This is a genomic window from Candidatus Edwardsbacteria bacterium (assembly GCA_018821925.1).
Lineage (GTDB): Bacteria > Edwardsbacteria > AC1 > AC1 > EtOH8 > UBA2226.
Genome location: JAHJLF010000072.1, coordinates 76,581 through 98,469 on the forward strand (window position 1 = coordinate 76,581; position 21,889 = coordinate 98,469).

26 protein-coding genes are annotated in these 21,889 nt (G+C 51.9%); 25 read left to right on the plus strand and 1 reads right to left on the minus strand.

Features of this window, described 5'->3' with window-relative positions; translation table 11 throughout:
• The first annotated feature begins 4 nt into the window (after positions 1-4).
• The 22 genes from KJ869_08915 to KJ869_09020 all read left to right on the plus strand — a co-directional run bounded on the left by KJ869_08915 (position 5) and on the right by KJ869_09020 (position 18,442).
• Positions 5-739: a PASTA domain-containing protein gene (locus KJ869_08915; protein MBU1577312.1), complete on the plus strand. Its 735-nt coding sequence runs from the start codon at positions 5-7 to the stop codon at positions 737-739.
• 3 nt (positions 740-742) lie between these two features.
• Positions 743-1,480, plus strand: a complete 738-nt coding sequence (locus KJ869_08920; GenBank protein ID MBU1577313.1) for a PASTA domain-containing protein — start codon at positions 743-745, stop codon at positions 1,478-1,480.
• Positions 1,481-1,492: 12 nt separating this feature from the next.
• Entirely contained in the window at positions 1,493-2,140 is a 648-nt protein-coding gene (locus tag KJ869_08925; protein ID MBU1577314.1) for a ribulose-phosphate 3-epimerase, read from the plus strand.
• Positions 2,140-2,646, plus strand: coding sequence for a flavin reductase family protein (locus KJ869_08930; protein ID MBU1577315.1), 507 nt, complete (start codon positions 2,140-2,142; stop codon positions 2,644-2,646). The genes KJ869_08925 and KJ869_08930 overlap by 1 nt, the downstream gene beginning before the upstream one ends.
• Before the next feature lie 40 nt (positions 2,647-2,686).
• A complete protein-coding gene (locus KJ869_08935) occupies positions 2,687-2,848 on the plus strand; it encodes a rubredoxin (protein MBU1577316.1) in 162 nt (53 codons plus the stop codon).
• Between the two features lie 113 nt (positions 2,849-2,961).
• Positions 2,962-4,140 (plus strand): FprA family A-type flavoprotein, encoded by a 1,179-nt coding sequence (locus KJ869_08940; protein ID MBU1577317.1) that lies wholly within the window; start codon positions 2,962-2,964, stop codon positions 4,138-4,140.
• Positions 4,141-4,300: 160 nt separating this feature from the next.
• The gene (locus KJ869_08945; GenBank protein ID MBU1577318.1) at positions 4,301-5,155 is read left to right on the plus strand and encodes a hypothetical protein; all 855 of its coding nucleotides are present in this window, start codon (positions 4,301-4,303) and stop codon (positions 5,153-5,155) included.
• 6 nt (positions 5,156-5,161) lie between these two features.
• On the plus strand, positions 5,162-6,484 hold the full coding sequence (gene ffh / locus KJ869_08950) for a signal recognition particle protein (protein ID MBU1577319.1): 1,323 nt from the start codon (positions 5,162-5,164) through the stop codon (positions 6,482-6,484).
• Between the two features lie 191 nt (positions 6,485-6,675).
• Complete coding sequence (locus tag KJ869_08955) at positions 6,676-7,401, plus strand: hypothetical protein (protein ID MBU1577320.1); 726 nt, start codon at positions 6,676-6,678, stop codon at positions 7,399-7,401.
• A 48-nt stretch (positions 7,402-7,449) separates the two neighbouring features.
• A complete protein-coding gene (rpsP, locus tag KJ869_08960; GenBank protein ID MBU1577321.1) occupies positions 7,450-7,797 on the plus strand; it encodes a 30S ribosomal protein S16 in 348 nt (115 codons plus the stop codon).
• 6 nt (positions 7,798-7,803) lie between these two features.
• Complete coding sequence (locus KJ869_08965; protein ID MBU1577322.1) at positions 7,804-8,037, plus strand: KH domain-containing protein; 234 nt, start codon at positions 7,804-7,806, stop codon at positions 8,035-8,037.
• Between the two features lie 42 nt (positions 8,038-8,079).
• Positions 8,080-8,604 carry a ribosome maturation factor RimM gene (rimM, locus tag KJ869_08970; protein MBU1577323.1) on the plus strand — a complete coding sequence of 175 codons (525 nt, stop codon included), beginning with the start codon at positions 8,080-8,082 and terminating at the stop codon, positions 8,602-8,604.
• On the plus strand, positions 8,601-9,320 hold the full coding sequence (trmD, locus tag KJ869_08975; GenBank protein MBU1577324.1) for a tRNA (guanosine(37)-N1)-methyltransferase TrmD: 720 nt from the start codon (positions 8,601-8,603) through the stop codon (positions 9,318-9,320). Before rimM ends, trmD begins: the two co-directional genes overlap by 4 nt.
• Before the next feature lie 47 nt (positions 9,321-9,367).
• Positions 9,368-9,766, plus strand: coding sequence for a 50S ribosomal protein L19 (gene rplS, locus KJ869_08980; GenBank protein ID MBU1577325.1), 399 nt, complete (start codon positions 9,368-9,370; stop codon positions 9,764-9,766).
• A complete protein-coding gene (locus KJ869_08985; protein MBU1577326.1) occupies positions 9,750-10,397 on the plus strand; it encodes a ribonuclease HII in 648 nt (215 codons plus the stop codon). The genes rplS and KJ869_08985 overlap by 17 nt, the downstream gene beginning before the upstream one ends.
• Before the next feature lies 1 nt (position 10,398).
• Positions 10,399-10,773, plus strand: a complete 375-nt coding sequence (locus tag KJ869_08990; protein MBU1577327.1) for a YraN family protein — start codon at positions 10,399-10,401, stop codon at positions 10,771-10,773.
• Positions 10,774-10,782: 9 nt separating this feature from the next.
• Positions 10,783-11,517, plus strand: a complete 735-nt coding sequence (locus tag KJ869_08995) for a glycosyltransferase family 2 protein (GenBank protein MBU1577328.1) — start codon at positions 10,783-10,785, stop codon at positions 11,515-11,517.
• Positions 11,502-13,040, plus strand: coding sequence for a YifB family Mg chelatase-like AAA ATPase (locus KJ869_09000; GenBank protein MBU1577329.1), 1,539 nt, complete (start codon positions 11,502-11,504; stop codon positions 13,038-13,040). The genes KJ869_08995 and KJ869_09000 overlap by 16 nt, the downstream gene beginning before the upstream one ends.
• Before the next feature lie 33 nt (positions 13,041-13,073).
• The gene (gene bamD, locus KJ869_09005; GenBank protein ID MBU1577330.1) at positions 13,074-13,781 is read left to right on the plus strand and encodes an outer membrane protein assembly factor BamD; all 708 of its coding nucleotides are present in this window, start codon (positions 13,074-13,076) and stop codon (positions 13,779-13,781) included.
• A gap of 9 nt (positions 13,782-13,790) precedes the next feature.
• Positions 13,791-14,399: a nicotinate-nucleotide adenylyltransferase gene (nadD, locus tag KJ869_09010; protein ID MBU1577331.1), complete on the plus strand. Its 609-nt coding sequence runs from the start codon at positions 13,791-13,793 to the stop codon at positions 14,397-14,399.
• Positions 14,396-17,638 carry a cyclic nucleotide-binding domain-containing protein gene (locus tag KJ869_09015; protein ID MBU1577332.1) on the plus strand — a complete coding sequence of 1,081 codons (3,243 nt, stop codon included), beginning with the start codon at positions 14,396-14,398 and terminating at the stop codon, positions 17,636-17,638. Before nadD ends, KJ869_09015 begins: the two co-directional genes overlap by 4 nt.
• A 96-nt stretch (positions 17,639-17,734) precedes the next feature.
• Positions 17,735-18,442: a hypothetical protein gene (locus tag KJ869_09020; GenBank protein MBU1577333.1), complete on the plus strand. Its 708-nt coding sequence runs from the start codon at positions 17,735-17,737 to the stop codon at positions 18,440-18,442.
• Here KJ869_09020 and KJ869_09025 read toward each other — a convergent pair.
• Complete coding sequence (locus tag KJ869_09025) at positions 18,431-18,889, minus strand: cyclic nucleotide-binding domain-containing protein (GenBank protein MBU1577334.1); 459 nt, start codon at positions 18,887-18,889, stop codon at positions 18,431-18,433. The genes KJ869_09020 and KJ869_09025 overlap by 12 nt on opposite strands.
• Before the next feature lie 38 nt (positions 18,890-18,927).
• On the opposite strand from KJ869_09025, the gene KJ869_09030 reads away from it, so the two are divergent.
• The 3 genes from KJ869_09030 to KJ869_09040 all read left to right on the plus strand — a co-directional run.
• Complete coding sequence (locus tag KJ869_09030) at positions 18,928-19,380, plus strand: cyclic nucleotide-binding domain-containing protein (GenBank protein MBU1577335.1); 453 nt, start codon at positions 18,928-18,930, stop codon at positions 19,378-19,380.
• Between the two features lie 80 nt (positions 19,381-19,460).
• A complete protein-coding gene (locus KJ869_09035) occupies positions 19,461-19,787 on the plus strand; it encodes a hypothetical protein (protein MBU1577336.1) in 327 nt (108 codons plus the stop codon).
• A 26-nt stretch (positions 19,788-19,813) separates the two neighbouring features.
• Positions 19,814-21,889: AAA family ATPase (locus KJ869_09040; protein MBU1577337.1), on the plus strand; the 2,076-nt coding region annotated here is incomplete at its 3' end.

Consider the following 21,889-nt stretch of genomic DNA (forward strand, 5'->3'; position numbering starts at 1 on the left):
AGTTATGCCGATATATGAGCAGACCAGCAACAAGAAGAACGTATGGGTAGCGATCCTATCAGGGGCCCTATCCGGCCTGATCACCACCATTTTATTCTGGGCCTTTATCCAGCCGATACTGGAGATGTCCGAAGTGCCGGACGTCACCGGCAAGAAGGTCGAGATCGCCAAATCGCTGTTGGAGGGCCGTGGGTTCCGGGTGTACGAGGAGACGACCATCAGCGATCCCTCCGTGCCGGACGGGACGGTCAGCAAGCAGGATCCGCCGCCGGGCAGCAAGGTCCGAAAAGGGTGGACAGTCAAGGTGTGGCCCAACAGCGCCGGAGCCGAGGTGCCCAATATGAAGGGCCTTCCGATGGCCCAGGCCACGGTGGTGCTGCAGCAGGCCGGGCTTAAGCTGGGACAGGTGATGATGCAGCCCTCCGACTCGGTGGAGAAGGACGGGGTGATATCCAGCAATCCGGTGTTCGGCCTGAAGGTATCCAAGGACAGCGCGGTGGACCTGGTGGTCAGCGCCGGGGCCGGAGAGGTGGCGGTGCCTTCGGTGCGCGGCTGGGGCCGGTCCAGGGCCCAGGCAATGGTCAAGCAGGCCGGGCTGAACGTGGGCGGCGTCCGGTATGTCTATGACGAAGAACAGGATCCGGGCCTGGTGATAAGGCAGGATCCTTCGCCGGGATCCAAGGTTGCCAAGGGATCCAATGTCAACCTCTGGATAAGCACCGACGTCGAACCGGACTAATAAATGGCCAATTATTTTAAAAAACTTCCCCGGCTGTGGCGCAATGTTATCTGGGTGCTGCTGGTCTTTCTGGCTGGATTTCTGCTGGCTAACTTCGTGCTGATGCCGCTGATCGTCCGCCAGGGTTCGGTGGTCGAGGTGCCCGATATCCGCGGTATGAATATTAAACAAGCTCAGGAGACATTACAGGCCCGGGAGCTGGAATTAGTGAATGCCGGCTGGCGCTATGATGCCGGTCTGCCCGACAGTTCCATCATCTCCCAGGATCCCGAGCCCAGGATGATGGTCAAGAAAAGGCGCAAGGTGCGGGTGATCATCAACCGGGGGGAGGAGAAGGTCTCGGTGCCTTATCTGGCCGGACTCTCCTCTGTGCGGGCCATCAACCTGATCGACCGGCTGGGGCTGTCGGTGACCGAGGTGGACAGCATCTCCAGCGATTCCATTGCCATGGATTGCGTGGTGTCCTCCACCCCGGCGGCCGGGACCCTGCTGGCCAAGAGGAGCGCCATCAAGCTCACCTTAAGCAAGGGCTCTACCGGCAAGATGCTGATGCCCGATCTGGTGGGCCGCAAGCTGGCCGAGGTGCAGGGCCAGCTGGTGGGACAGGGCCTGGTGATAGGCCAGATCAAATACATCTCCGGCCAGGCTTTGGAGCCGGGGACCATCATGTTGCAGGCTCCCCAGCCCGGGTTCGTGATCAAGCAGGGCGACACCATCAATATTGCGGTCAGCACACAGTAGGGAATGACAGATATGATTAAGATCGCAGCGTCACTGTTGTCGGCGGACTTCGCGGATCTGAAAAGCGAGATCAGATCAATAGAACAAGGCGGGGCCGACTGGCTGCACCTGGATGTGATGGATGGGCACTTCGTGCCCAATATCACTTTCGGGCCGCTGCTGGTGGAGGCGGTCAAGCGGATATCCAAACTGCCGCTGGATGTCCACCTGATGATCTCCGACCCAATGAAATATGCCCCGGCGTTTGCCAAGGCCGGAGCCGACTGGCTGACCATTCATTCGGAGACCATGCCCGATCTTAAACCGGCCCTGGAGCAGATAAGAAAACTGGGGGCCAAGGCAGGGGTTTCTTTAAATCCCGATACGCCTTTGGCGCAGATATCATCAGTTATCCCGGAAGTGGATCTGATATTAGTAATGAGTGTGAATCCGGGATTCGGCGGGCAGTCCTTTATGCCGGAGGTGCTGGACAAGGTTCGGCAGTTGTCGGTCCTAAAAAAGCAGGGAAAGACCAAAGCAATAATATCCATCGACGGCGGGATCAATCCCGAGACCTCGCATCAGGCCAGGGAGGCCGGAGCCGAAGTCTTAGTGGCCGGAGCGGCCATTTTTAAGCACCAGGACCGGGCGTCGCAGATTAAAGCCATCAGGGGGATATAATGGATCCGAAAGCTTTCCGGCTGATCAGCTACGGGATGTACGTGGTCTCCAGTTTCAGGGAGGGAAAGCTGAACGGCCAGATAGCCAACACCGTCTTTCAGGTGACGGCCGAGCCTCCGCTGATGGCGGTCAGCCTCAACTGCCAGAACCTGACCAACGAGTTTATCAAGAGTTCGAAAAAATTCTCGATCGCGGTGCTCTCCCAGGAGACGCCGCTCACCACCATCGGCACCTTCGGCTTCAAGTGCGGACGCCAGGTGGACAAGTTCAGCGGGGTCAACTACCAGCTCTGCTCCAGCGGCAACCCCAAGATACTGGATTACAGCCTGGCCCATTTCGACCTGGAGGTTGTTCAATCGATAGAATTGGGTAGCCACACCCTGTTCATCGGAAAGGTGGTGGAATCGGAGATCCTGGCCGAGGGCCAGCCCATGACCTACGATTACTATCATCGGATAAAAGGCGGAAAGACCCAGAAGAACGCCCCGTCGTATATCGCAAAGTAAGGGCAATTCATGAATTGCCCCAACAGAGAGGAGAACCAAGATGAAGAAGTACACCTGCACTGTCTGCGGATACACCTACGATCCGGCTATCGGCGATCCCGATAACGGGATACAGCCCGGCACCAGCTTTGAATCCCTGCCCGACGATTGGGTCTGCCCGGTCTGTGGCGCCGCCAAGGATGCCTTTGAGCCCGAAGATTAAATCGGGGATTTTTACCACCAAGACACCAAGGCACAAAGAGAACAAAATCAACCTTGGCAACATATCGGTGATTTGACATTGGGTTTTGTTTAGCGTTTAGAATTTAAATTAAGATGATAAGAGAGTTAAAGAAGAACATTTATGCTGTCGGAGTGCAGGATTGGGACCGCAGGCTTTTCGATGAGCTGATCCCCCTGCCCCACGGCACCAGCTATAATTCCTACCTGATAAAAGGCAGTGATAAGACCGCGCTGGTGGATTCGGTGGATCCGGCCAAGTACGATGAATTGCTGGCCAACCTGGCCGAGCATGGGGTCAAGAACCTCGATTACATAGTCTGCAACCACGCCGAGCAGGATCACTCCGGCTCCATCGGATTTCTAACGGAGAAATTCCCTAAGGCGGTGGTGGTGACCAACGAAAAGTGCAAAGGGTTTTTAATGGACCTGCTGCACATCCAGGAGGGACGTTTCCAGGTGGTCAAGGACGGCGAGACGCTTTCGCTGGGCGACAAGACCGTTGAATTCATACTGGCTCCCTGGGTGCACTGGCCGGAGACCATGTTCAGCTATCTGCGAGAGGACAAGGTCCTCATCTCCGGTGACTTTTTGGGCTCGCATCTGGCCACCACCGACATCTTCGCCTGCGACGACATGGTGCTGGAGGGCGCCAAGCGATATTTTGCCGAGATCATGATGCCCTTCCGCCCCTCCATCGTCAAGCACCTGCAGAAGCTGGATACCATGGACATCGAACTTATCGCCCCCACCCACGGTCCGGTATATAAAAAGCCGTTCTACATCGTGGATGCCTACAAGGACTGGAGCTCGGAGAACGCCAAGAACGAGGTGGTGATCCCCTGGGTCTCCATGCACGGCAGCACCGAGGCCATGGTCAAGCATCTTACCGAGGCCCTGGTCAAAAAAGGCATCGCCGTCAAGCCGTTCAATCTGAACAAGACCGATATCGGCGAACTGGCAACCTCTCTGGTGGATGCCGCCACGGTCATTTTGGCAACCTCCACCGCACTGGTGGGGCCGCACCCGCAGGGTTTGTATGCCGCGGCGCTGGTGGGGGCCTTAAGGCCCAAGACCAAGTTTCTGGGCATCATCGGGTCCTACGGCTGGGGCAGCAAGGCAGTGGAGACCATCAAGTCGCTGCTGACCAACCTGAAGGCCGAGGTGCTGGAGCCGGTCTACATCAAGGGCGCGCCGAAAAAAGAGGACTTTGAGGCTTTGGACAAGCTGGCGGAAGCTGTCTTCGAAAAGCATAAATCTTTAGGTCTGTTATAAGTGGTTGACTGCTACTGAGACAAGGAGACCCAGAGAAAAACTCTGTGCCTCTGTGGTAAAAAGGGAACATGAAAGCCGTGCAACGCCAAATTCCTGGCGGAACCTGAGGAATTATTGCAGTACAACTGACGGCGTTTTGTATTTATAAATGATCGCAAATATGGATGTCTACAGCAAAATATTTTCTAACAAGTATTTTGACAAATTAAAGACAATAGCTAATCAAGAATCGGAGAGTTTGATTGGGTTTCATAGAGAAGACAATCCATATTTAAATGAATTTAAAGAGTATCTAATATTTGCAAAAGAACAAAGCGCTTTAACAAAGAAAAGAATCGGTGACTTAAAGGCTTTTGATTGGGCACATTTTGTTCAAACAAAAAATGAATTATTAGTTGCATATTTTATTCACGAGTATCTTGGCTACGAAAATATAACATTTGATCCGCGGAGTTATTTGGGGAATGGGAAAGGTGATCTAGAAATAACCATTGGAAATGGAAAAAAGATTTTTATCGAAATAACGTCACCATATAGACGATTCCCGCCAAGTAATTATATGGTAGGTGATTATTCGGGGACTATAAAACAATCAATGATAAAAAAATATCCAACTCTTCCAAATGACGAGAGAATAACATTAATAATTTTTGGACATGGATTAGGGGACTCACGTCCTTACAAAGATACAATGGTTAAAGCATTATACGGAGAAGTTAAAAAACAAATCCCTTGGAAAATAGTAGGTCAAGAACTGGACGAGGAAAAGGCGTATGATGTATTTAAACCCAATGGGTTTTTCCAAAAAGATATTGTAAACTTATCAGCTGTTGGTGTAATTGATTTTGCTTATTGTTTTGGCGGTGTAAAGGAATATATATGTGAGATATTCCATAATCCTTATGCACAGCATGCAATGCCAGTAGAAATATTTAATAAGTACGATAAAACAGAGCAATATTTAGACGCTGCAGAGTGGTTCAAAAAACAGTATGACAAAATAGAAAACATTTAGTCAACAATGTTCGACTCATTATCAGAAAAACTCACAGGTCTGTTCAAAGATCTCACCGGAAAGGGCAAACTTTCCGAGGATAATATAAAGGAAGCCTCGCAGAAGGTCAAACGGGCGCTTTTAGAGGCCGATGTCAATTATAAGGTGGTCAAGGATTTCGTCGCGGCGATAGAAGAAAAGGCCCTGGGGGCCGAGGTGCTTAACAGCATAACCCCCGGCCAGCAGTTCATTAAAATAGTCCACGAACAGCTTTCCACTACTTTGGGCACCAAAAACGAGCCGTTGCGGATGGCCTCCCAGCCGCCCACGGTGGTCATGGTCTGCGGCCTGCAGGGCTCCGGCAAGACCACCACCTGCGCCAAGCTGGCCAAGAGCCTGCTGCAGCCCGGCCGCCGGGTGATGCTGGCCGCGGCCGATGTATACCGCCCGGCCGCCATTGAACAGCTGGAGATACTGTCCCAGCAGGTGGGCTGTGACTTCTTCAAGAAGGACACTACCGACGTGGTGGACATTTGCAAGTCCGCCCATCACGAGGCCGTCAAGCGGCTGGCTGACTGGCTGATATTGGACACCGCCGGGCGCCTGCACATAAATCAGCCGATGATGGAGGAGCTCAAGGCGGTCCAGGCCGCGGTCAAGCCCCACGAAATCCTTTTGGTGGTGGACGGAATGACCGGGCAGGATGCGGTCAACATCGCCACCGAGTTCAGCCAGTGGCTAAATCTTTCCGGGGTGATAATGACCAAGCTGGACGGCGATGCCCGGGGCGGAGCGGCCCTATCTTTGAGAGCCGTCACCGGAAAGCCCATCAAGTACATCGGGCTGGGCGAGAAGCTCAACGCCCTGGAGGCCTTTCATCCCGAACGGATGGCCTCGCGGATCCTGGGCCTGGGCGACGTGGTGGGCCTGGTGGAGAAGGCTCAGAGCGTCTTCGACCAGAAGCAGGCCGCCAAGATGGAGGAGAAGGTCCGCAAGCAGAGCTTCACCCTGGAGGACTTCTCCCAGCAGATGAAACAGATCAAGAAGATGGGCTCCATGTCGGAGATAATGGCCATGATTCCCGGAGCGGCGGCCAAGCTCCCCCAGAATGCCGAGATAGACGACCAGGCCCTAAGCAGGATAGAGGCCATCATCAGTTCCATGACCCCGCAGGAGAAAAGCCGTCCCCAGGTCATTAACGGCAGCCGGCGCAAGCGCATCGCCCTGGGCAGCGGGACCAGCGTCCAGGAGGTCAACCGGCTATTGAACCAGTTTGAGATGAGTCAGAAGATGATGAAGCAGATGATGAATTCAAAAGGCCGGGGATTCAAGATGCCCAAGGGATTTTGACAGCTGCCCGCGAAACACGCGAAACCACTTAGCAAATTTAGGTAAATAAAGAATATAAGCGATGGTAGTAAATGAATATTTTCTCTGAATTTATTAAAACGAGAAAGTATCTCCATCTAATCCAGTTCAAGAAAAGCTGGGCTGGTGCATTATTTTTAACCTTGATTGTGTTGATGTTGGTTAAAGTGCAATTGCCCAAGAATATCAAAGTGGAAGACTATGGCGATAGTTTTGAAAATGTAATACAAAAACTTAACTTTGATGATAACATTGGAGTAATAAAAGCGTACATTAAAATAGCCGAGACAGTTGAAAGAGAAATTTACGCTAACAATGTTATATATAAAAAATATTTTTTGCCACGGTCATGGCTTGACTTTGCTTTAACTATTCTTTATCTATTAATATTCTTAAAATCCCTGACGTTACAATTATTTAAACCCCAAATAAAGCCAATTGTAATTTCTTCGTTATTATTACTCGTTTATACGGTTATTGACCTAACCAGGTTATTGCTAAAGGTACCTTTTATTTACAATACTACCTTCATCACCTTTTACGGGATGGGGAACATCCTGATATTCATTTATGGATTAGTAGTGTTGGCAAGCTGGAAGTATAAAATAACATTCACAAAAGCAGTTGCAAAAAATAGTTTATTGTTCGGGGCTTTATCGATTTTATTCCTATTGTATTATTCCTTGCCATTGATGCTGTTCAAAATTATAGGATTATTTGTTTTGCCCATATTTGATAAAATGGCTTGTGCTTATGGGATTAAATTAACAATTCTTCTTATGACATTACCTTACTTGGAAATATTTTTTAAGGCATACTTAATTTTCAAAGTGTTTTCCGCAGTAGGGAATAAATTCCCAATTTTCTTTATGAAAGATAAAATAATAGTAAACCAGTAGAAAACAAATAAACAACAATCACTACAACCAAGGGAGGTGTCAAACCAAATGTCGGTATCAATCAGAATGGCCAGGGGCGGAAGCAACAAATTAGCCGCCTACAGAATCGTGGTCTCTACCACCAGGTCCAAGCTCAACGGGGCCCAGTTGGATACTTTGGGATACTATCGCCCGGCTGCCAAGCCGATAGAGGCCCGGGTTGATCTGGAAAAGGCCCGGGAGTGGATCAAGAAAGGCGCCATTGTCTCCAGCACGGCCATGCGGGTGATCAAGCTGGCCGAAAAGCAGGCCACCGATGACGGAGTGGATTTAAAGAAGGTTCTGGTCACTTTTTCGTCAACCAAAACCAAAAAGACCCACAAGGAACGGTTGGCTGCCAAAAAGAAAAAGGATTAATGAATTATGTTGAAGGATTTAGTGGAATTCCTTTCCAAGTCCCTGGTTGACCAGCCCGAAAAGGTCAGCGTCAGCGAAGTAACCAAGAACAGCGTTACCGTGTTTGAACTGAGGGTGGCCAAGGAGGATATCGGAAAGGTGATCGGCAAGAAGGGCAGGACCGCCCAGTCTCTGAGGACCCTGCTGGCAGCCGCCGGAACCAAACTGGGCAAGCGAACCTCCCTGGAGATAATCGAGTGACCGGGATGGGCTGCTCCGTCTGCAAAAAAGCGTCGGGATAAAGTGCTCTCCAAGGACATAAATAAGGACGACCTGATAGTGGTGGCGACGGTGATGAAGAGCCACGGACTGAAGGGCATGTTCAAGGTCAGGGTGGAGACGGACAATCCCAAAAGGTTCCTGCCCGGCGAATCCCTGCTGCTGGTTCTGGCAAACAGGATCCAGGAAGCGACGGTGGAGAGTTTTACGCCCCAGAACAAGTACGGACTGCTTAAGCTGGCCGAAATATCCAGCATCGAGCAGACCGAGCCTTGGCGGGGGGCGGAGCTGGCAATACCGGACTCCCGCCTGGAGTCGCTGGAGCCGGGACGATATTACACTTTTCAGCTGTTGGGGCTTAATGTGGTCTCCCAGGACAACAAGCAACTGGGGGTGCTGTCGCAGATCGAGGATATGCCCTCCGGTGACATCTACCTGGTCAAGGGACCGGAGGGGGAATTCTATATCCCGTCTCAGGGCGACATCATCCAGCAGATAGACCTGGATAAAAAGGTGATGGTCATCAGGGATGCGGAAGGTCTAAGGTGAAGATAGACGTATTGACCTTGTTTCCCGAGATGTTCCCTACGGTGTTGGGGCAGAGCATCATCGGGCAGGCCCAGAAGAAGGGTATCGTAAACTTCAACATCGTCAATATCCGGGATTTCGCCCACGACAAGCACCGGGTCTGCGACGACGTTCCCTACGGCGGCGGCCCAGGCATGGTGATGAAGCCGGAGCCGATATTCGAAGCGGTGGAAAAGGTAAAAACCGATCCCGACGCCAAGCTGGTCCTGCTGTCTCCCCGGGGAAAGGTATTCAACCAGGAGACGGCCCGACGGCTGGCCGGAGAGAAGCACCTGGTATTCCTTTGCGGGCATTACAAGGACATTGACGAAAGGAACAGGAGCCTGGTGGACCTGGACATCTCCCTGGGCGACTATATCCTGTCCGGGGGGGAGCCGGCGGCCCTGGTGGTGATTGACGCCATAGTCAGGCTGCTGCCTGGGGCCATCTCCGACCCGGAGTCGGCCAACTGTGATTCCTTCGAGACCGGACTGCTGGACCATCCCCATTACACCAGGCCCGAGGAATACCGGGGGATGAAGGTGCCGGAGGTGCTGCGTTCCGGAAACCATGCCCAGATAAAGCAGTGGCGCAGGCAGCAGGCTTTGAAATTGACCCAAAGACACCGGCCCGATCTTCTGGATAAGGCCGATCTGAGCGACCAGGACGCCGCCTTTTTAAATGAATGCGAACAATAAATAATAATACTAAATAAAAAATAATCAGGAGGTTTAAATCAACCATTATGAACAAGCAAGCTGTGATCAAAAGCATAGAGGCCGAGCAGACCAAGAGCGATCTTCAGGAGTTCCGGGCCGGGGACACGGTAAAGGTGCAGGTCAGGGTCATCGAGGGAGACAAGGAAAGATTGCAGGCCTTCCAGGGCGTGGTACTTCAGAAGCGGGGCCGGGGAATAGGCGCTTCTTTCACCGTCAGGAAGATCTCCGGCGGAGTGGGGGTGGAGAGGATCTTTCCGCTTCATTCTCCGAATATCGCCGCCGTTGACGTGATCAAGAGGGGCGATGTCCGAAGGGCCAAGCTGTTCTACCTGCGTAAACTGACCGGCAAGGCCGCCAAGGTGGCCCAAAAGAGGGAAGTTGCAGCCCCGGCGGTAAAAATAGCTTCAAATGACCAGCCGGCCTAAAGGCAATAAATTATACCTGTTCGACAATTCATATCGCCAGCAGGGTTATAAGCTGATTGCCGGAGTGGACGAGGCCGGGCGGGGGCCGCTGGCCGGGCCGGTAGTGGCCGCCGCAGTGATCCTGGAAGAAAAGGCCGAACTGCCGGGCGTCGACGATTCCAAGAAGCTTACCCAAAAGCAGCGGGAGAGGGCTTTTAAACTGGTGATCGAAAGCTCACTGGCGGTGGGCGTAGGGATCGTTGCCCCCGAGGAGATCGACCGGATCAATATCCTGCAGGCCTCGCTTAAGGCCATGAATTACGCCCTATGTTGCCTTAATCTCAGGCCCGACCTGGTCCTGATTGACGGCAACAGGATTCCGCGGGGATTGCCCAAGGGCCTTAGCCCCACAGAGGCCCGGGCGGTGGTAGCCGGGGATTCCCTTAGCCTGGCCATCGCCTCGGCATCGATAATCGCCAAATGCCTGCGTGATTCGCTGATGAGGGGCTATCATAATGATTTCCCCGGTTACGGTTTTGACAAGCACAAGGGCTATGGCACCAGGCAGCACATTGCCGCCCTGAACAAATACGGCCCCTGTGCCATCCACCGGAGGAGTTTCGAGCCAGTCAAATCTTTACTGGGAGCCTGAAATGAAAGAGACGCCGTCCGCCGGTAAATGGGGGGAGGAACTGGCAGTCTCTTTTTTGTCGGAAAAAGGTTATATTATAGATGAGAGAAACTGGCATTCCGGACGGGACGGAGAGATCGACATAATCGCCCGGGACGGGCCGATCATAGTATTCATAGAGGTCAAGACCCGGTTCTCTGAAAAATACGGCCAGCCCGTCCAGGCTGTCGGAATAAGCAAACAGAGGCAGATCGGCCGCCTGGCCAAGAAGTATCTATACCTGAAAAATCTTTATGGAAAAGCCGACTGCCGTTTCGACGTAGTATCCATAAAATTTACCGGCGGGAAAAAGTTAATGGAGCATATTGAAGATGCCTTTCGTATCAACCCGAGGTGATTTATAAAGATGGTAGTTGTAGTTCTTCCGGCCTATAATGCCTCCAGGACCTTGGCCGGCACATACCGGGAGATCCCGTTATCGGTGGTGGACAAGGTCATCCTGGTGGACGATGCCAGCAACGACCAAACTGTGGCGGTGGCCCAGAAGCTGGGCATCGAGACCCACCTCCACCAGAGGAACAAAGGCTACGGGGGCAACCAGAAGACCTGCTACCTAAAGGCCCTGGAGATGGGGGCCGACATCATCATCATGCTGCACCCCGACTACCAGTACACCCCCAAGCTGATACCGGCCATGATCGACCTGATAGAATCCGGCGAATACGACGTGGTGCTGGGCTCCCGGATACTGGGAGGCAAAGCCATCAAAGGCGGCATGCCCCGCTATAAGTACTATGCCAACCGGATACTGACCATGATTCAGAACATCCTGATGGGACAGAAGCTTTCGGAATACCATACCGGGTACCGGGCCTTCAGCCGGGGGGTGCTGCAGAGGATCGGCTGGCAGGATAACAGCGACGACTTTGTGTTCGACAACCAGATGCTGTCCCAGATACTATTCCATGATTTCAGGGTGGCCGAGGTGACCTGCCCCACCAAATATTTCAAGGAGGCCTCCTCGATAAACTTCCGCCGGAGCCTGATGTATGGAGCGGGATGCCTAAAAACGGCGGTGCTGTACCGCCTAAATAAATGGAATATCATCCGATCGGATCTATTCAAATGCTGTCAAAACTGATTTCATCAGCCGTACTGGGCATCGACGCCTATCCGGTGGAGATCGAGACCGATCTGGGCTCCAACATTCCCGGATTTGCCATGGTGGGCCTGCCGGATAATGCGGTGAAGGAATCCCGGGAGCGGGTGGAGAGCGCCATAAAAAACTCCAGCTTTGTCTTTCCCCTGAAGAGGATCACCGTCAACCTGGCGCCGGCCGATATTAAAAAAGAGGGCTCGGCTTTCGATCTTCCCATTGCCCTGGGGATCCTGGCGGCCCACGAGCAGGTGCTGTGCGATGACTTTGACAAGATCGCCATACTGGGCGAGCTTTCCCTGGATGGTAGTTTGCGGCCGGTGCGGGGCAGTCTGCCGATAGCAGCGGCCATGAGGGATGCCGGATTTAAAGGACTGATGCTGCCGGCCGCAAATGCCCAGGAGGCAGCCATCGTGGAGGGAATAAATATCTATCCGGTGACCACCCTGAAACAGGCGGTTGCTTTTTTCAATAAGGAGACCGTGATAGAGGCCCACCGGGTCGACCTGGACAGGATATTCAGCGACAGCGCAGTTTACCCGGTGGATTTCTCTGATGTCAAGGGGCAGGCCCATGTCAAGAGGGCCCTGGAGGTGGCGGCCGCCGGCGGCCACAATATTCTGATGATCGGACCGCCGGGCTCCGGCAAGACCATGCTGGCCAGGAGACTGCCCACCATTCTGCCCAAGATGTCCCTGGCCGAAGCCCTGGACACCACCAAGATCCACAGCGTGGCCGGCCTGCTGCCAGTCAATTCGGCCCTGGTGGCCACCAGGCCTTTCCGGACCCCGCACCACACCATCAGCGACGCCGGACTGATTGGCGGGGGCGCCCATCCCCGGCCGGGCGAGGTCTCCCTGGCTCATCACGGGGTGCTGTTTCTAGACGAACTGCCGGAATTCAATAAAAATGTTTTGGAAGTGATGCGCCAGCCGCTGGAGGATGGGAAGGTGACCATATCGCGGGCGGCCATGTCCCTGACCTTTCCGGCCTCGTTCATGCTGGCCGCCGCCATGAACCCCTGTCCCTGCGGGTATTACACCGATCCCAACCACGAGTGCAACTGCAGTTCCCAGAGCATTCAAAAATACATGTCCAAGGTCTCCGGCCCGCTACTCGACAGGATAGACATCCATATAGAGGTGCCGGCTCTCAAGTACCAGGAGCTGACCCAAAAAGAACCCGGGGAATGCTCCTCGGCCATTCAAACCAGGGTTGACAAGGCCCGGGACGTACAGCTGAAAAGGTTTCAGGGCCGAAAGAACATCTTCTGCAATGCCCATATGCAGTCAAAAGATATCCGTAAATTCTGCACCATTGATGAATCCAGCGACGAACTGCTGCGTAATGCCATCACCAAATTCGGCCTGTCGGCCAGGGCCTATGACAGGATCCTCAAGGTGTCACGCACCATTGCCGATCTGGACGGGTCGGAAAATATCTCCCAGGCCCAGATTGCCGAGGCCATACAATATCGCAGTCTGGACCGGAACGTATGGGGCCAGTGAAAATATTCAATCTCATAATACAAGGAGCAATAAATGCAAAAAGGTATCCTATCCATAACGGCGGCGTTGTTGATTATGTTGTCAATGATCTCCTGCGGCGGGAAAAAGACAATAGCCAAACTTGATGCCGAGGACACTTTTGCCAGGGGCATGGAATATTTCAACCAGAAAAAATATGTGGATGCCATAGACGATTTCAAAGAGATCGTTTATAACTACTCCGGCACCAGGGTGGCCGCCGAAGCTTCATATTACCTGGGGGAATGTTATTTTAACACCAAGGATTATGCCACTGCGGTTGACGAGTACCAGCATCTGACCTCCGACTATCCTTCCAGCCCCATGGCTGAAAAGGGTCTGTATCGCATGGCTTACGCTTATTACAAAATGTCGCCCAACTATGCCCTGGACCAGACCGAGACCGCCGAAAAAGCCAAAAGCACTTTGCAGTTGTATTTTGAACGCTACCCGGAGGGCCAGGAGGATGCCAGAAAGCTACTTCTTCAGGTAAATGAAAAGCTGGCCCGCAAGGATTACGAGTCGGGCTTGATATATTTCAAGATGAAACAATATTCCCCGGCCCAGATATATTTCCAGGGCGTCATCAAAGATTATCCCGGCACTCCCTGGGCCGAGAAATCGGGCCAGATGCTGGTGCAGATCGAACCGTTGTTGAAAAAAATGGCCCCGGCAAAACCGGAACCGACAGCTGACAGCACTAAAACCGACGAGACCAACTAGATAAGCTGCATGGCGGTGATCAAAAATAAAATAAAGAAAATCGGGATCTTCGGAGGCACCTTCGATCCCATCCATTACGGGCATTTGATAGCCGCCCAGAACGCCCTGGAGATCCTGGGGCTGGATAGGCTGATATTTGTCCCGGCCGGGAAGCCGCCTCATAAATGCAGCGGGAAGATATCCCCGCCCGTTATAAGATATAAAATGGTCAAGCTCGGCATTTTGGGCAATAAATATTTTGCGGCTTCAGATATCGAGCTGGCGTCTGATTGCGCCTCATATACCGTAGAAAGCCTGAGGAAGATCAAAAAATTATTTCCCAGTTCAGAATTATATCTGCTGATCGGCCTGGATCAGGCTTTGGCCCTTTCCACCTGGAGGAAGCCCGAGGAGATATTAAAAATATGCAAAGTAGTGGTTATGGCCCGGCCCGGCTACAGGACGGCGGATGTTGAGAACAAATGGAAAAAGAAGATAGTTTTCCTGCCGGTCCCGCTTATTGAGATCAGCGCTTCAAATATCCGGGAGAGAACCTTTCGCGGGGCCAGTATAGAATACCTGGTGCCGGCCAGGGTCCGGCAATACATCCAGCAGCAGGGGCTCTATAAAGATAAATGACGGATTTATGCGATAAAACGATGGACCCCCAGAATAGCAACTCTCCAGTATCAATTTCATTCTGGCAAAAACTGACCGACAAGATGGATTTTGCCAAGAGCCGCCCGGCTATCCGGCCGGGATGCGAGGAGGCCCATTTTGTCAGCCGCGACGGCAAAGAGTTTTACGTCCTGAAGTCCCCCGGCGGAGACGGCTATATCCGCCTTTCGGCCAAGGATCATTTCCTATTTACACTGCTCGACGGCAGCCGGATGGTCCAGGAGGTCCTGGTGGAGTATTTCAGGAAATACGGCGCCCTGGCCTTCTCCCGGTTGGGGACCCTGGTGCAGGAGCTTTTCAAAGGGGGCTTTCTTTCCGAAAGCCCAAAATCTTTCTACGGCAGGCTTCTCAAGAAGATCAAGCTGGATAAACCGCTGGTTAAACTTATTGATTTCGCAAAATCTTTACCCCGGCGGCAGTGGCCGATTGCAAATATTGACAACGGCATCACCGGGCTGTATGAAAAAGGCTTCAAACTGTTCTATTTTCGGCCGGTACAGATGGTTGCGGCCGTGTTTTCCTTAGCGGGATTTTTTATGTTTGCCCATCTATTCAGGACCGGAGAATACAGCCTGCTTAAATCGTCCGGCTCGGTTGTTTTGGGGTTGGCGGTACTGGTGCTCCTCAATTATGTTTCCATTGTGGCCCATGAGCTATCGCACGCCCTGGCCTGCAAACATTACGGAAGGCGCATCAACAGCGGCGGGGTGATAATAAATACCATCTTTCCATCTTTCTATGTTGATATCACGGACACCTGGCTGCTGCCCAAGCGAAAAAGGATATTGATATCCCTGATAGGGCCATTCTCCCAGGCTTTTATTGCCGGAATCATGTCGGCGGTAATAATACTGTTCCCCAATCTTTTCATCAATCCGCTGCTTTATAAATTTGCTTTCCTATCTTACCTAACAGTGTTCCTCAACCTCAATCCGCTGCTGGAGCTGGACGGATATTACGTTCTGATAGACTGGTTAGAGATCCCGGGCCTTAAGGCCAAGGCCTCCAATTTTGTCAAAAAACAGCTATGGCCTAAAATCAAGGCAAAAGAGCCGTTTAGCTGGCAGGACAAGGTCTTCACGGCCTACGGCCTGGGCGCCATTGCTTGGTCGGTATTAGCCCTGGTTATAGTCGGGTATTTCTGGCGGATAAGGGCTCAGCAGATAGGGAGCCATTTTTTCAACGCCACCAGCCAGCAGTTGCGCCTGATGCTTCTATTGGGGGTTGGTGTGATTATCTTGGCGGCAATGGGCGCAGCTTATAAAAAGATAAGACTTATGGCTGTCAACCTCTTGAAGGCTTTTACCGATCTGATATACCGCAGGCCGGCCATCATGGCTGGGGTTTTATTTCTGCTTTGTTTGTTAAGCTCGTTTGGTTACAGCTATATTCGGGGATGGTCGGCAATCGTTATCGCAATCATTTTTGCCTTGGCGCTGGGAGCTCTTTCCCAGAGGGTTTATTCATATTACAAAGGATCCTCATTGTGGCTGGTGCTGCTGGGGCTTCTTCTGGCGGCTTTGGGAAGCCTATTCATAAAGATATTTCCGGTTGGCCTCAGGCCGGCCATTTGGTTGACGGGATCAGTGGCATTGTTTGCCGCCACCTATACCCAATTCTCCTTCTCTAGCCTTCGCCGCTGGCGGCAGTGGCAGAGGATATTGTGGGGCGGGCTGTGGTTCGGAATTCTGGTATTAGTGGGGTATTTCCACGGGATGTCCACTTCGCGGACCCTGTCCATAATGCTTTCCTCCACGGCCTTTTTGATGTTGTTGTCGTTAGTGTGGCACAATATGGGATCCTCGCTGGAATATTTCTGGATATATTTTTTACTGGGGATCATTTCCTGGAACATTATCCTTTTGTTCTCCCTATACAATTTTGGTTTTCTGGCCGCCCTGCTGCTGGTGTTTGCCGTATTTTGGCTGTATTTGATCATAAAAAGCGCCCGTTGGCTGCCGGAGAACGCAACCTTTGAACCGGCATCGTCCGAAAAAAGAAGAATGCGCCAGGCAGCCATAAAGATATACCGCATGTCCCGCAGTTATTTTGCCTCGTTCTTCGGAGAGGGGCAGGCCCGGGCGATGGACGACCGCCTTAATCTGATCATGATAGAAAGGAACTGGCCGATTCGCCTTTACGGCAACGGAAGCGAGGAACGATTTGAGCGCAGCGCCGGCATAGTCGACCGGAGCCGGGCCTTTAGGGGCATGCTGGATGAAGTGTTGAATTACCTTTCGCATGAGGTGGGCGATTATTTTGCCAGGAATACGATAAAAACGGCCTATCAAAGCCTTTACTGGGAGGAACGGGAGATAGCCCAGCAGTATATAATGAAGGATTCGCAGTGGGCCAAGGACCTGGCCGTGGCCAACCTCAAACAAGAGAAACGTGACGCCCAGAACGTCATTGCCGGAGTGGCAAGATTTTGGGAACTGAGCGAAGAGGAAACAACCTTATTCTATTCCCACCTCAAGGAAGAAAGGGTCCGTTCCGGAGAGATGATCATACGGCAGGGCGAGCAGGGCGATAAGTTCTATATCGTCAAATCCGGCCAGGTGGAGGTGACAATCTCCCGTAAAGGCGAGCCCGATCTGATGGCGGCCAAACTTTCCCGCGGAGATTATTTCGGAGAGATTGCCCTGATCAAGAACGTCCCCCGAACCGCATCGGTAAAAGCCGTGGCCGATTGCTCCCTGCTGGTACTGGAACGGAAGGATTTCGAATCGCTGATGGCCAGAAAGGTGGATCTGGCGGTCCGGATCGATCGGCTGATAGAGAACCGGGGTTTTTTGATAAGGCTGCCGCTGTTTGCCGAGTTTGCCCCGGCTCAGGTGGCGATGGCCGCCTCCCGGCTGGTTCCTGAAAGATACCACCCCGGACAACCGGTAATAACTCAAGGGGAAATAGGCGACAGTTTCTTCATCATCAAAGAGGGCCGTTTGGATGTACTGGTAACGAAGGGCGGGCAGAAGAACAAGGTGGCCGAGCTGGGCCCCGGCGAGTATTTTGGCGAGATAGCATTGCTGCTTGATGTTCCTCGCACGGCTGATGTTGTGGCCGGGACTGAATGTCTGGTGCTCCGGCTCCATAAGGACGACTTTAAAAGCCTTTTAGGCGAGCAGTTGTATTTTGCCAAAAGTTTAGAGCGAACGTCAAGCCGGAGGATGAGCGATACCAGGCACAAGGTCAGTTCATAGCAAGGAAAATAACCGGCGCCGGGATCTAAATTTATCTGATTTTCAATTGACAACCGACAAGCATAAATAATACAATAGAAAAGCGGGTCCGATAGCTTGATTATCAAAGACCTTCACACCCACACAATATTTTCTGACGGGAAACTTACTCCGGAAGAAGTATGCTCCATAGCCAATGCCAAGGGATACCTAGTGGGTATCTCCGATCACTGCGGCGAAGGGAGCTTCCAGATAAATAGCGATGATCAATTCAGGCAGTATCTTCAGGCTTTGGAAGGGCTCTCGGTGTTCAAATCGGCCGAGTTAGATCTGGGCACCCAAATCGGAATATCTCAGCCACTGCTGGGCAAATGCGATTATCTCATCGGAGGTGTGCATTCGATAGGCGATTTGAATTTTTTCGACAACCAGGCACGATTGCCGGCGTACCAGGCAATCGTTGAACAGATGCTGGATCTGATCGAAACAAAGGCCCAGCAGTACAGGTTTCAAATACTGGCCCATCCCGGGCTGCTTCCTTTAAAACTCAGGCCGGAGTCAGGCAGTATCCTTGGCAATAAATGGAGCCAGCGCCTGGTGGAGCTGGCTCTGAAATACGGTTTTGCTTTGGAGATAAATACCCGGTGGGAACTCCCGGCATATGAAACGATCCAAACTGCTTTGGAGGCCGGGGTAAGGTTCTCATTGGGATCGGACGGCCACGGCCGGGATACCGTCTGCCGTCTGGACTACTCATTGGAAATGGTGGGAAAAGCGGGAATCTGCCCGGACAGGATATTTGATGCCGGAATGTTATCCGGCTGAAAGGATGCCCTCGATCCGTTCATTTAAAACCCGGATCCTGGCAGAAAGCACCCGGGCCAGTGACAGCATCATTTTGGCGGCAATCTTGGGATCCTTTTCCACCAGGTAGGCGATGTGCTTTCTGGTCAATATAAAGATCTCGGTCTGCTCTAGGGCTACCACATTGGCCGATCGGGGAGCTTTGTCTAAAAGAGACATCTCGCCGAAAAACTTTCCGGTTCCCAGCTCGGCCAGGATAATATCCGTCTGATCGGAGGGAAGGCTTATCTGTACCTTGCCGCTTTTTACCATATAAAGGCTGTCCCCAGGGGCGTCCTTTTGACAGATCAATGCTCCGGGCATGAAGCTTTCGGCATCGGTGGACATGATCTGAGTAATCTTCATAAATTCTTCATCGGTCAATTCCTGAAAAAGCAGGCATTGACGCAGGCCGGTAATCTCGTCCATGTAAATATCCTTTCTTTTATTTTTAGGAGGAAGCCACAATGACTAATATTGTTGACATACTTAAAGGTAACAACCTGTTCAGCGCCCTTACCCCTGAGGAGTTGGAGAGGATATCCCGGCTGATCTTCGTAAGGGCCTACCGGGCCGGCAGAACCCTGTTTTTTGAGGGCACTCCGGGGGAGGTAATGTACCTGATCCATTCCGGCAAGGTCGGGATATACAAGACCGTAAAAGATAAGGACGAACTGTTGCTGGCCACCCTTGGCCCCGGCAGTTATTTCGGGGAGATGTCGCTGCTGGATTCCCAGCCCCGTTCAGCCACCGCCAGAATAGCCGAGGACGGAGAGTTGGTGGTAATCACCAAGAAGGTCTTTGAACAGATGCTGGAAACCGACCCCAGGATAACGTCAAAACTCCTGATCACCCTGGTAAAGGTGGCATTGCATCGCTTAAGGACGACAGACGAAAAATTCAAGGATCAGAATAACTGATGTCAATCACTATATAGCATAGCAAAAGAAGACTTTGCTGTCAAGAAATAATGAATCTTTTTAAACCGGGAGAACTGGATATGAACAAACCTCCACCGAAAACCGACAAGGCTACCCCCATCCAAAAAAAGAACTACGCATATTACCTTAAGCTGGTTGTCTTTTTGGAAAAATTAAAAAGGGAAAGCGATATGGAACTGGGGCCGAAACTGCTGGATAAGATCATTGATGCCCAGAGGGAGGGGGAATTGGCTTCCGAACAGGTGATGGAGCTTTCGGAGAGGATCCAGCGTTGGGTGGAAAAGCAGCTCGAGTATTTTGCCAGCCAGGAATTCGAGATGAAAAAGCTGCTTAGGGCCATGGAACTCGGCGATCGCAGGTTAAGAAAATCCAAAAGTTCCGCTTAGCGAGTGATATAAAAAAGGAGCCAGTAATGGAACAACATGAATTGATAAAAAAAATACTAGAGAAGCTGGATAATATAACCGGCAGGAAAAGCAGCTTGTTGCAGGGAGACCTGGAACAGGCTGTTTTTGACAAACTGGGCCAGGTGGAGAAGATAATATCCTCCATTCAGAAATACCTGCCCAAAAGAGTGATAGACAAGATCCTGCTCAACCCCGATGGGGTCAAGGTGGAAGGGGAGCGCCGACAGGTCACCGTTTTGTTTGGAGATCTTTCTGGCTTTACCGCCATGTCCGAGACCATGGATCCTGAACAGGTGGTGGAGGTGGTCAATCAGTATTTCGACACCATGGTGGAGATAGCTTCCCGCTATGGCGGACATATCGATAAATTCATGGGCGACGCCCTGATGGTGCTTTTCGGCGCTCCGGTAGCCCATGAGGATGACCCTTTAAGAGCCTGTATGGCGGCCATCGAAATGCTGGAGGCCATGGACCGTTTCAGCGCCGAGAGAAAAATGGATTTGGCCATGAGCATCGGTCTGAACACCGGAGAGGTAGTGGCCCTCAACGTTGGCTCCAAGGAAAGGATGGAATACACCGTCATCGGCGACGGAGTCAACCTGGCGGCCCGGCTGGAGAAGGTGGCCACCGCCCGGGAATGCGTTATCGGGGAAAATACCTACCGGCAGGTAAAAGGCAAGATCAAGCTGAAGAAACTCAAACCGGTGATGGTCAAAGGAAAGTCCAAGCCCCAAAATGTCTATCTTATCCAGGGACGGATGGAGGAGGCCGGCCAGAGTAGCGCCCTGCGTTCGGGTAGTATCAAGCTGGTGGGTCGCATGGCCGAGATGGAGGGGATAAAGCAGGCCATCGAGAAGGCCAAGAACGCCAAAGGGCAAATGGTGGCCATAACCGGAGAATCCGGAGTGGGAAAATCAAGGATCGCCAAGGAACTGGAATTGCTGGCCAGGGATCAGGGGTTCAAATTCACCAAAGGGAAGTGTTATTCCTACTCCAGCAATGTGGCCTACCAGCCGTTCATCCGGCAGTTGAATGTGATCTTTAATATCGAAGAGAAGGACAACGGCGAAAGAAAACATGAAAAGATTCAGGAAGCGCTGCATATGCTGGATCTGAGCGATTTTGAGCCATTTTTGGGATCGCTTCTGGGGATCACCTACGGCGAGATAGAGGGCCTGGATCCCGAAAAACGCAAGAGAAAGACCTTCGAGGGGATTAGGGAGCTTTATCTGCGCCAATCGAAAAAACAGCCGTTGGCTGTGGCCTTTGAAGATTTACAGTGGGCTGATACCCTAAGCCTTGAATTGTTGGAACACCTGGTGGATATCCTTCCCAACGAATCAATACTGATCTGTGCCGATTTTCGCCCGGAACTGGCCCTTCCCTTCATAGCAAAACCATATTGTTTGAATATAAATCTAAAACCGCTGAAGAAGCAGGAAACCTGGCAGATGGTTTCGGCCCTGGCCTCGGTCTCCGATGTGGACGACCTGGTTCTGGACAAGCTTATCGAAAGGACCGAAGGGAATCCGCTTTTCATAGAGGAAGTGATCAGGCATCTGATATCCCGCCGCCTGGTAAAACGGGAGGGGGAGAGCCTGGTTGCCACCAAGCGGTTAGGCAAGATGGCCCTGCCCAACACAGTGGCTTCCGTGGTGCTGGGTCGGATCGACAAGCTGGGAGAGGAACTAAGGAGGTTGTTGCAGTATTCCGCAGTGATAGGGAAGGAATTTGACAGAGCGGTTCTGGCAAAACTGTTGAAAGAACCGGAGGAAAAGATACAGGGGCTATTGGACAACCTGGAGCACTTTGAAGGTCTTCTATATTCCAAAATGGTGGATACCAAGCGGGTATACGAATTTCATTCCACCACCACCCATGAGGCGGCCTATTCTACCCTGCTAAAACAGCGCAGAAAAGAGCTGCACGGCAATGTGGCCCGCACCTTAGAGAATGAATTTAAGGATAATTTGTTCCTGCATTTGGAGGATCTGGCCCACCATTATTACAACAGCAGCCACCAGGATAAAGCTGTTACGTACCTACATCGGGCAGGAGACAAATCACGCGGGCTTTATGCC

What these genes read in the sequence shown, in the direction of transcription:
- KJ869_08915 (MBU1577312.1), top strand. Translation starts at nt 5, where the DNA reads ATGCCGATATATGAGCAGACCAGCAACAAGAAGAACGTATGGGTAGCG.
- KJ869_08920 (MBU1577313.1), top strand. Translation starts at nt 743, where the DNA reads ATGGCCAATTATTTTAAAAAACTTCCCCGGCTGTGGCGCAATGTTATC.
- KJ869_08925 (MBU1577314.1), top strand. Translation starts at nt 1,493, where the DNA reads ATGATTAAGATCGCAGCGTCACTGTTGTCGGCGGACTTCGCGGATCTG.
- KJ869_08930 (MBU1577315.1), top strand. Translation starts at nt 2,140, where the DNA reads ATGGATCCGAAAGCTTTCCGGCTGATCAGCTACGGGATGTACGTGGTC.
- KJ869_08935 (MBU1577316.1), top strand. Translation starts at nt 2,687, where the DNA reads ATGAAGAAGTACACCTGCACTGTCTGCGGATACACCTACGATCCGGCT.
- KJ869_08940 (MBU1577317.1), top strand. Translation starts at nt 2,962, where the DNA reads ATGATAAGAGAGTTAAAGAAGAACATTTATGCTGTCGGAGTGCAGGAT.
- KJ869_08945 (MBU1577318.1), top strand. Translation starts at nt 4,301, where the DNA reads ATGGATGTCTACAGCAAAATATTTTCTAACAAGTATTTTGACAAATTA.
- ffh (MBU1577319.1), top strand. Translation starts at nt 5,162, where the DNA reads ATGTTCGACTCATTATCAGAAAAACTCACAGGTCTGTTCAAAGATCTC.
- rpsP (MBU1577321.1), top strand. Translation starts at nt 7,450, where the DNA reads ATGTCGGTATCAATCAGAATGGCCAGGGGCGGAAGCAACAAATTAGCC.
- KJ869_08965 (MBU1577322.1), top strand. Translation starts at nt 7,804, where the DNA reads ATGTTGAAGGATTTAGTGGAATTCCTTTCCAAGTCCCTGGTTGACCAG.
- rplS (MBU1577325.1), top strand. Translation starts at nt 9,368, where the DNA reads ATGAACAAGCAAGCTGTGATCAAAAGCATAGAGGCCGAGCAGACCAAG.
- KJ869_08985 (MBU1577326.1), top strand. Translation starts at nt 9,750, where the DNA reads ATGACCAGCCGGCCTAAAGGCAATAAATTATACCTGTTCGACAATTCA.
- KJ869_08990 (MBU1577327.1), top strand. Translation starts at nt 10,399, where the DNA reads ATGAAAGAGACGCCGTCCGCCGGTAAATGGGGGGAGGAACTGGCAGTC.
- KJ869_08995 (MBU1577328.1), top strand. Translation starts at nt 10,783, where the DNA reads ATGGTAGTTGTAGTTCTTCCGGCCTATAATGCCTCCAGGACCTTGGCC.
- KJ869_09000 (MBU1577329.1), top strand. Translation starts at nt 11,502, where the DNA reads ATGCTGTCAAAACTGATTTCATCAGCCGTACTGGGCATCGACGCCTAT.
- bamD (MBU1577330.1), top strand. Translation starts at nt 13,074, where the DNA reads ATGCAAAAAGGTATCCTATCCATAACGGCGGCGTTGTTGATTATGTTG.
- nadD (MBU1577331.1), top strand. Translation starts at nt 13,791, where the DNA reads ATGGCGGTGATCAAAAATAAAATAAAGAAAATCGGGATCTTCGGAGGC.
- KJ869_09015 (MBU1577332.1), top strand. Translation starts at nt 14,396, where the DNA reads ATGACGGATTTATGCGATAAAACGATGGACCCCCAGAATAGCAACTCT.
- KJ869_09025 (MBU1577334.1), bottom strand. Translation starts at nt 18,889, where the DNA reads ATGGACGAGATTACCGGCCTGCGTCAATGCCTGCTTTTTCAGGAATTG.
- KJ869_09030 (MBU1577335.1), top strand. Translation starts at nt 18,928, where the DNA reads ATGACTAATATTGTTGACATACTTAAAGGTAACAACCTGTTCAGCGCC.
- KJ869_09035 (MBU1577336.1), top strand. Translation starts at nt 19,461, where the DNA reads ATGAACAAACCTCCACCGAAAACCGACAAGGCTACCCCCATCCAAAAA.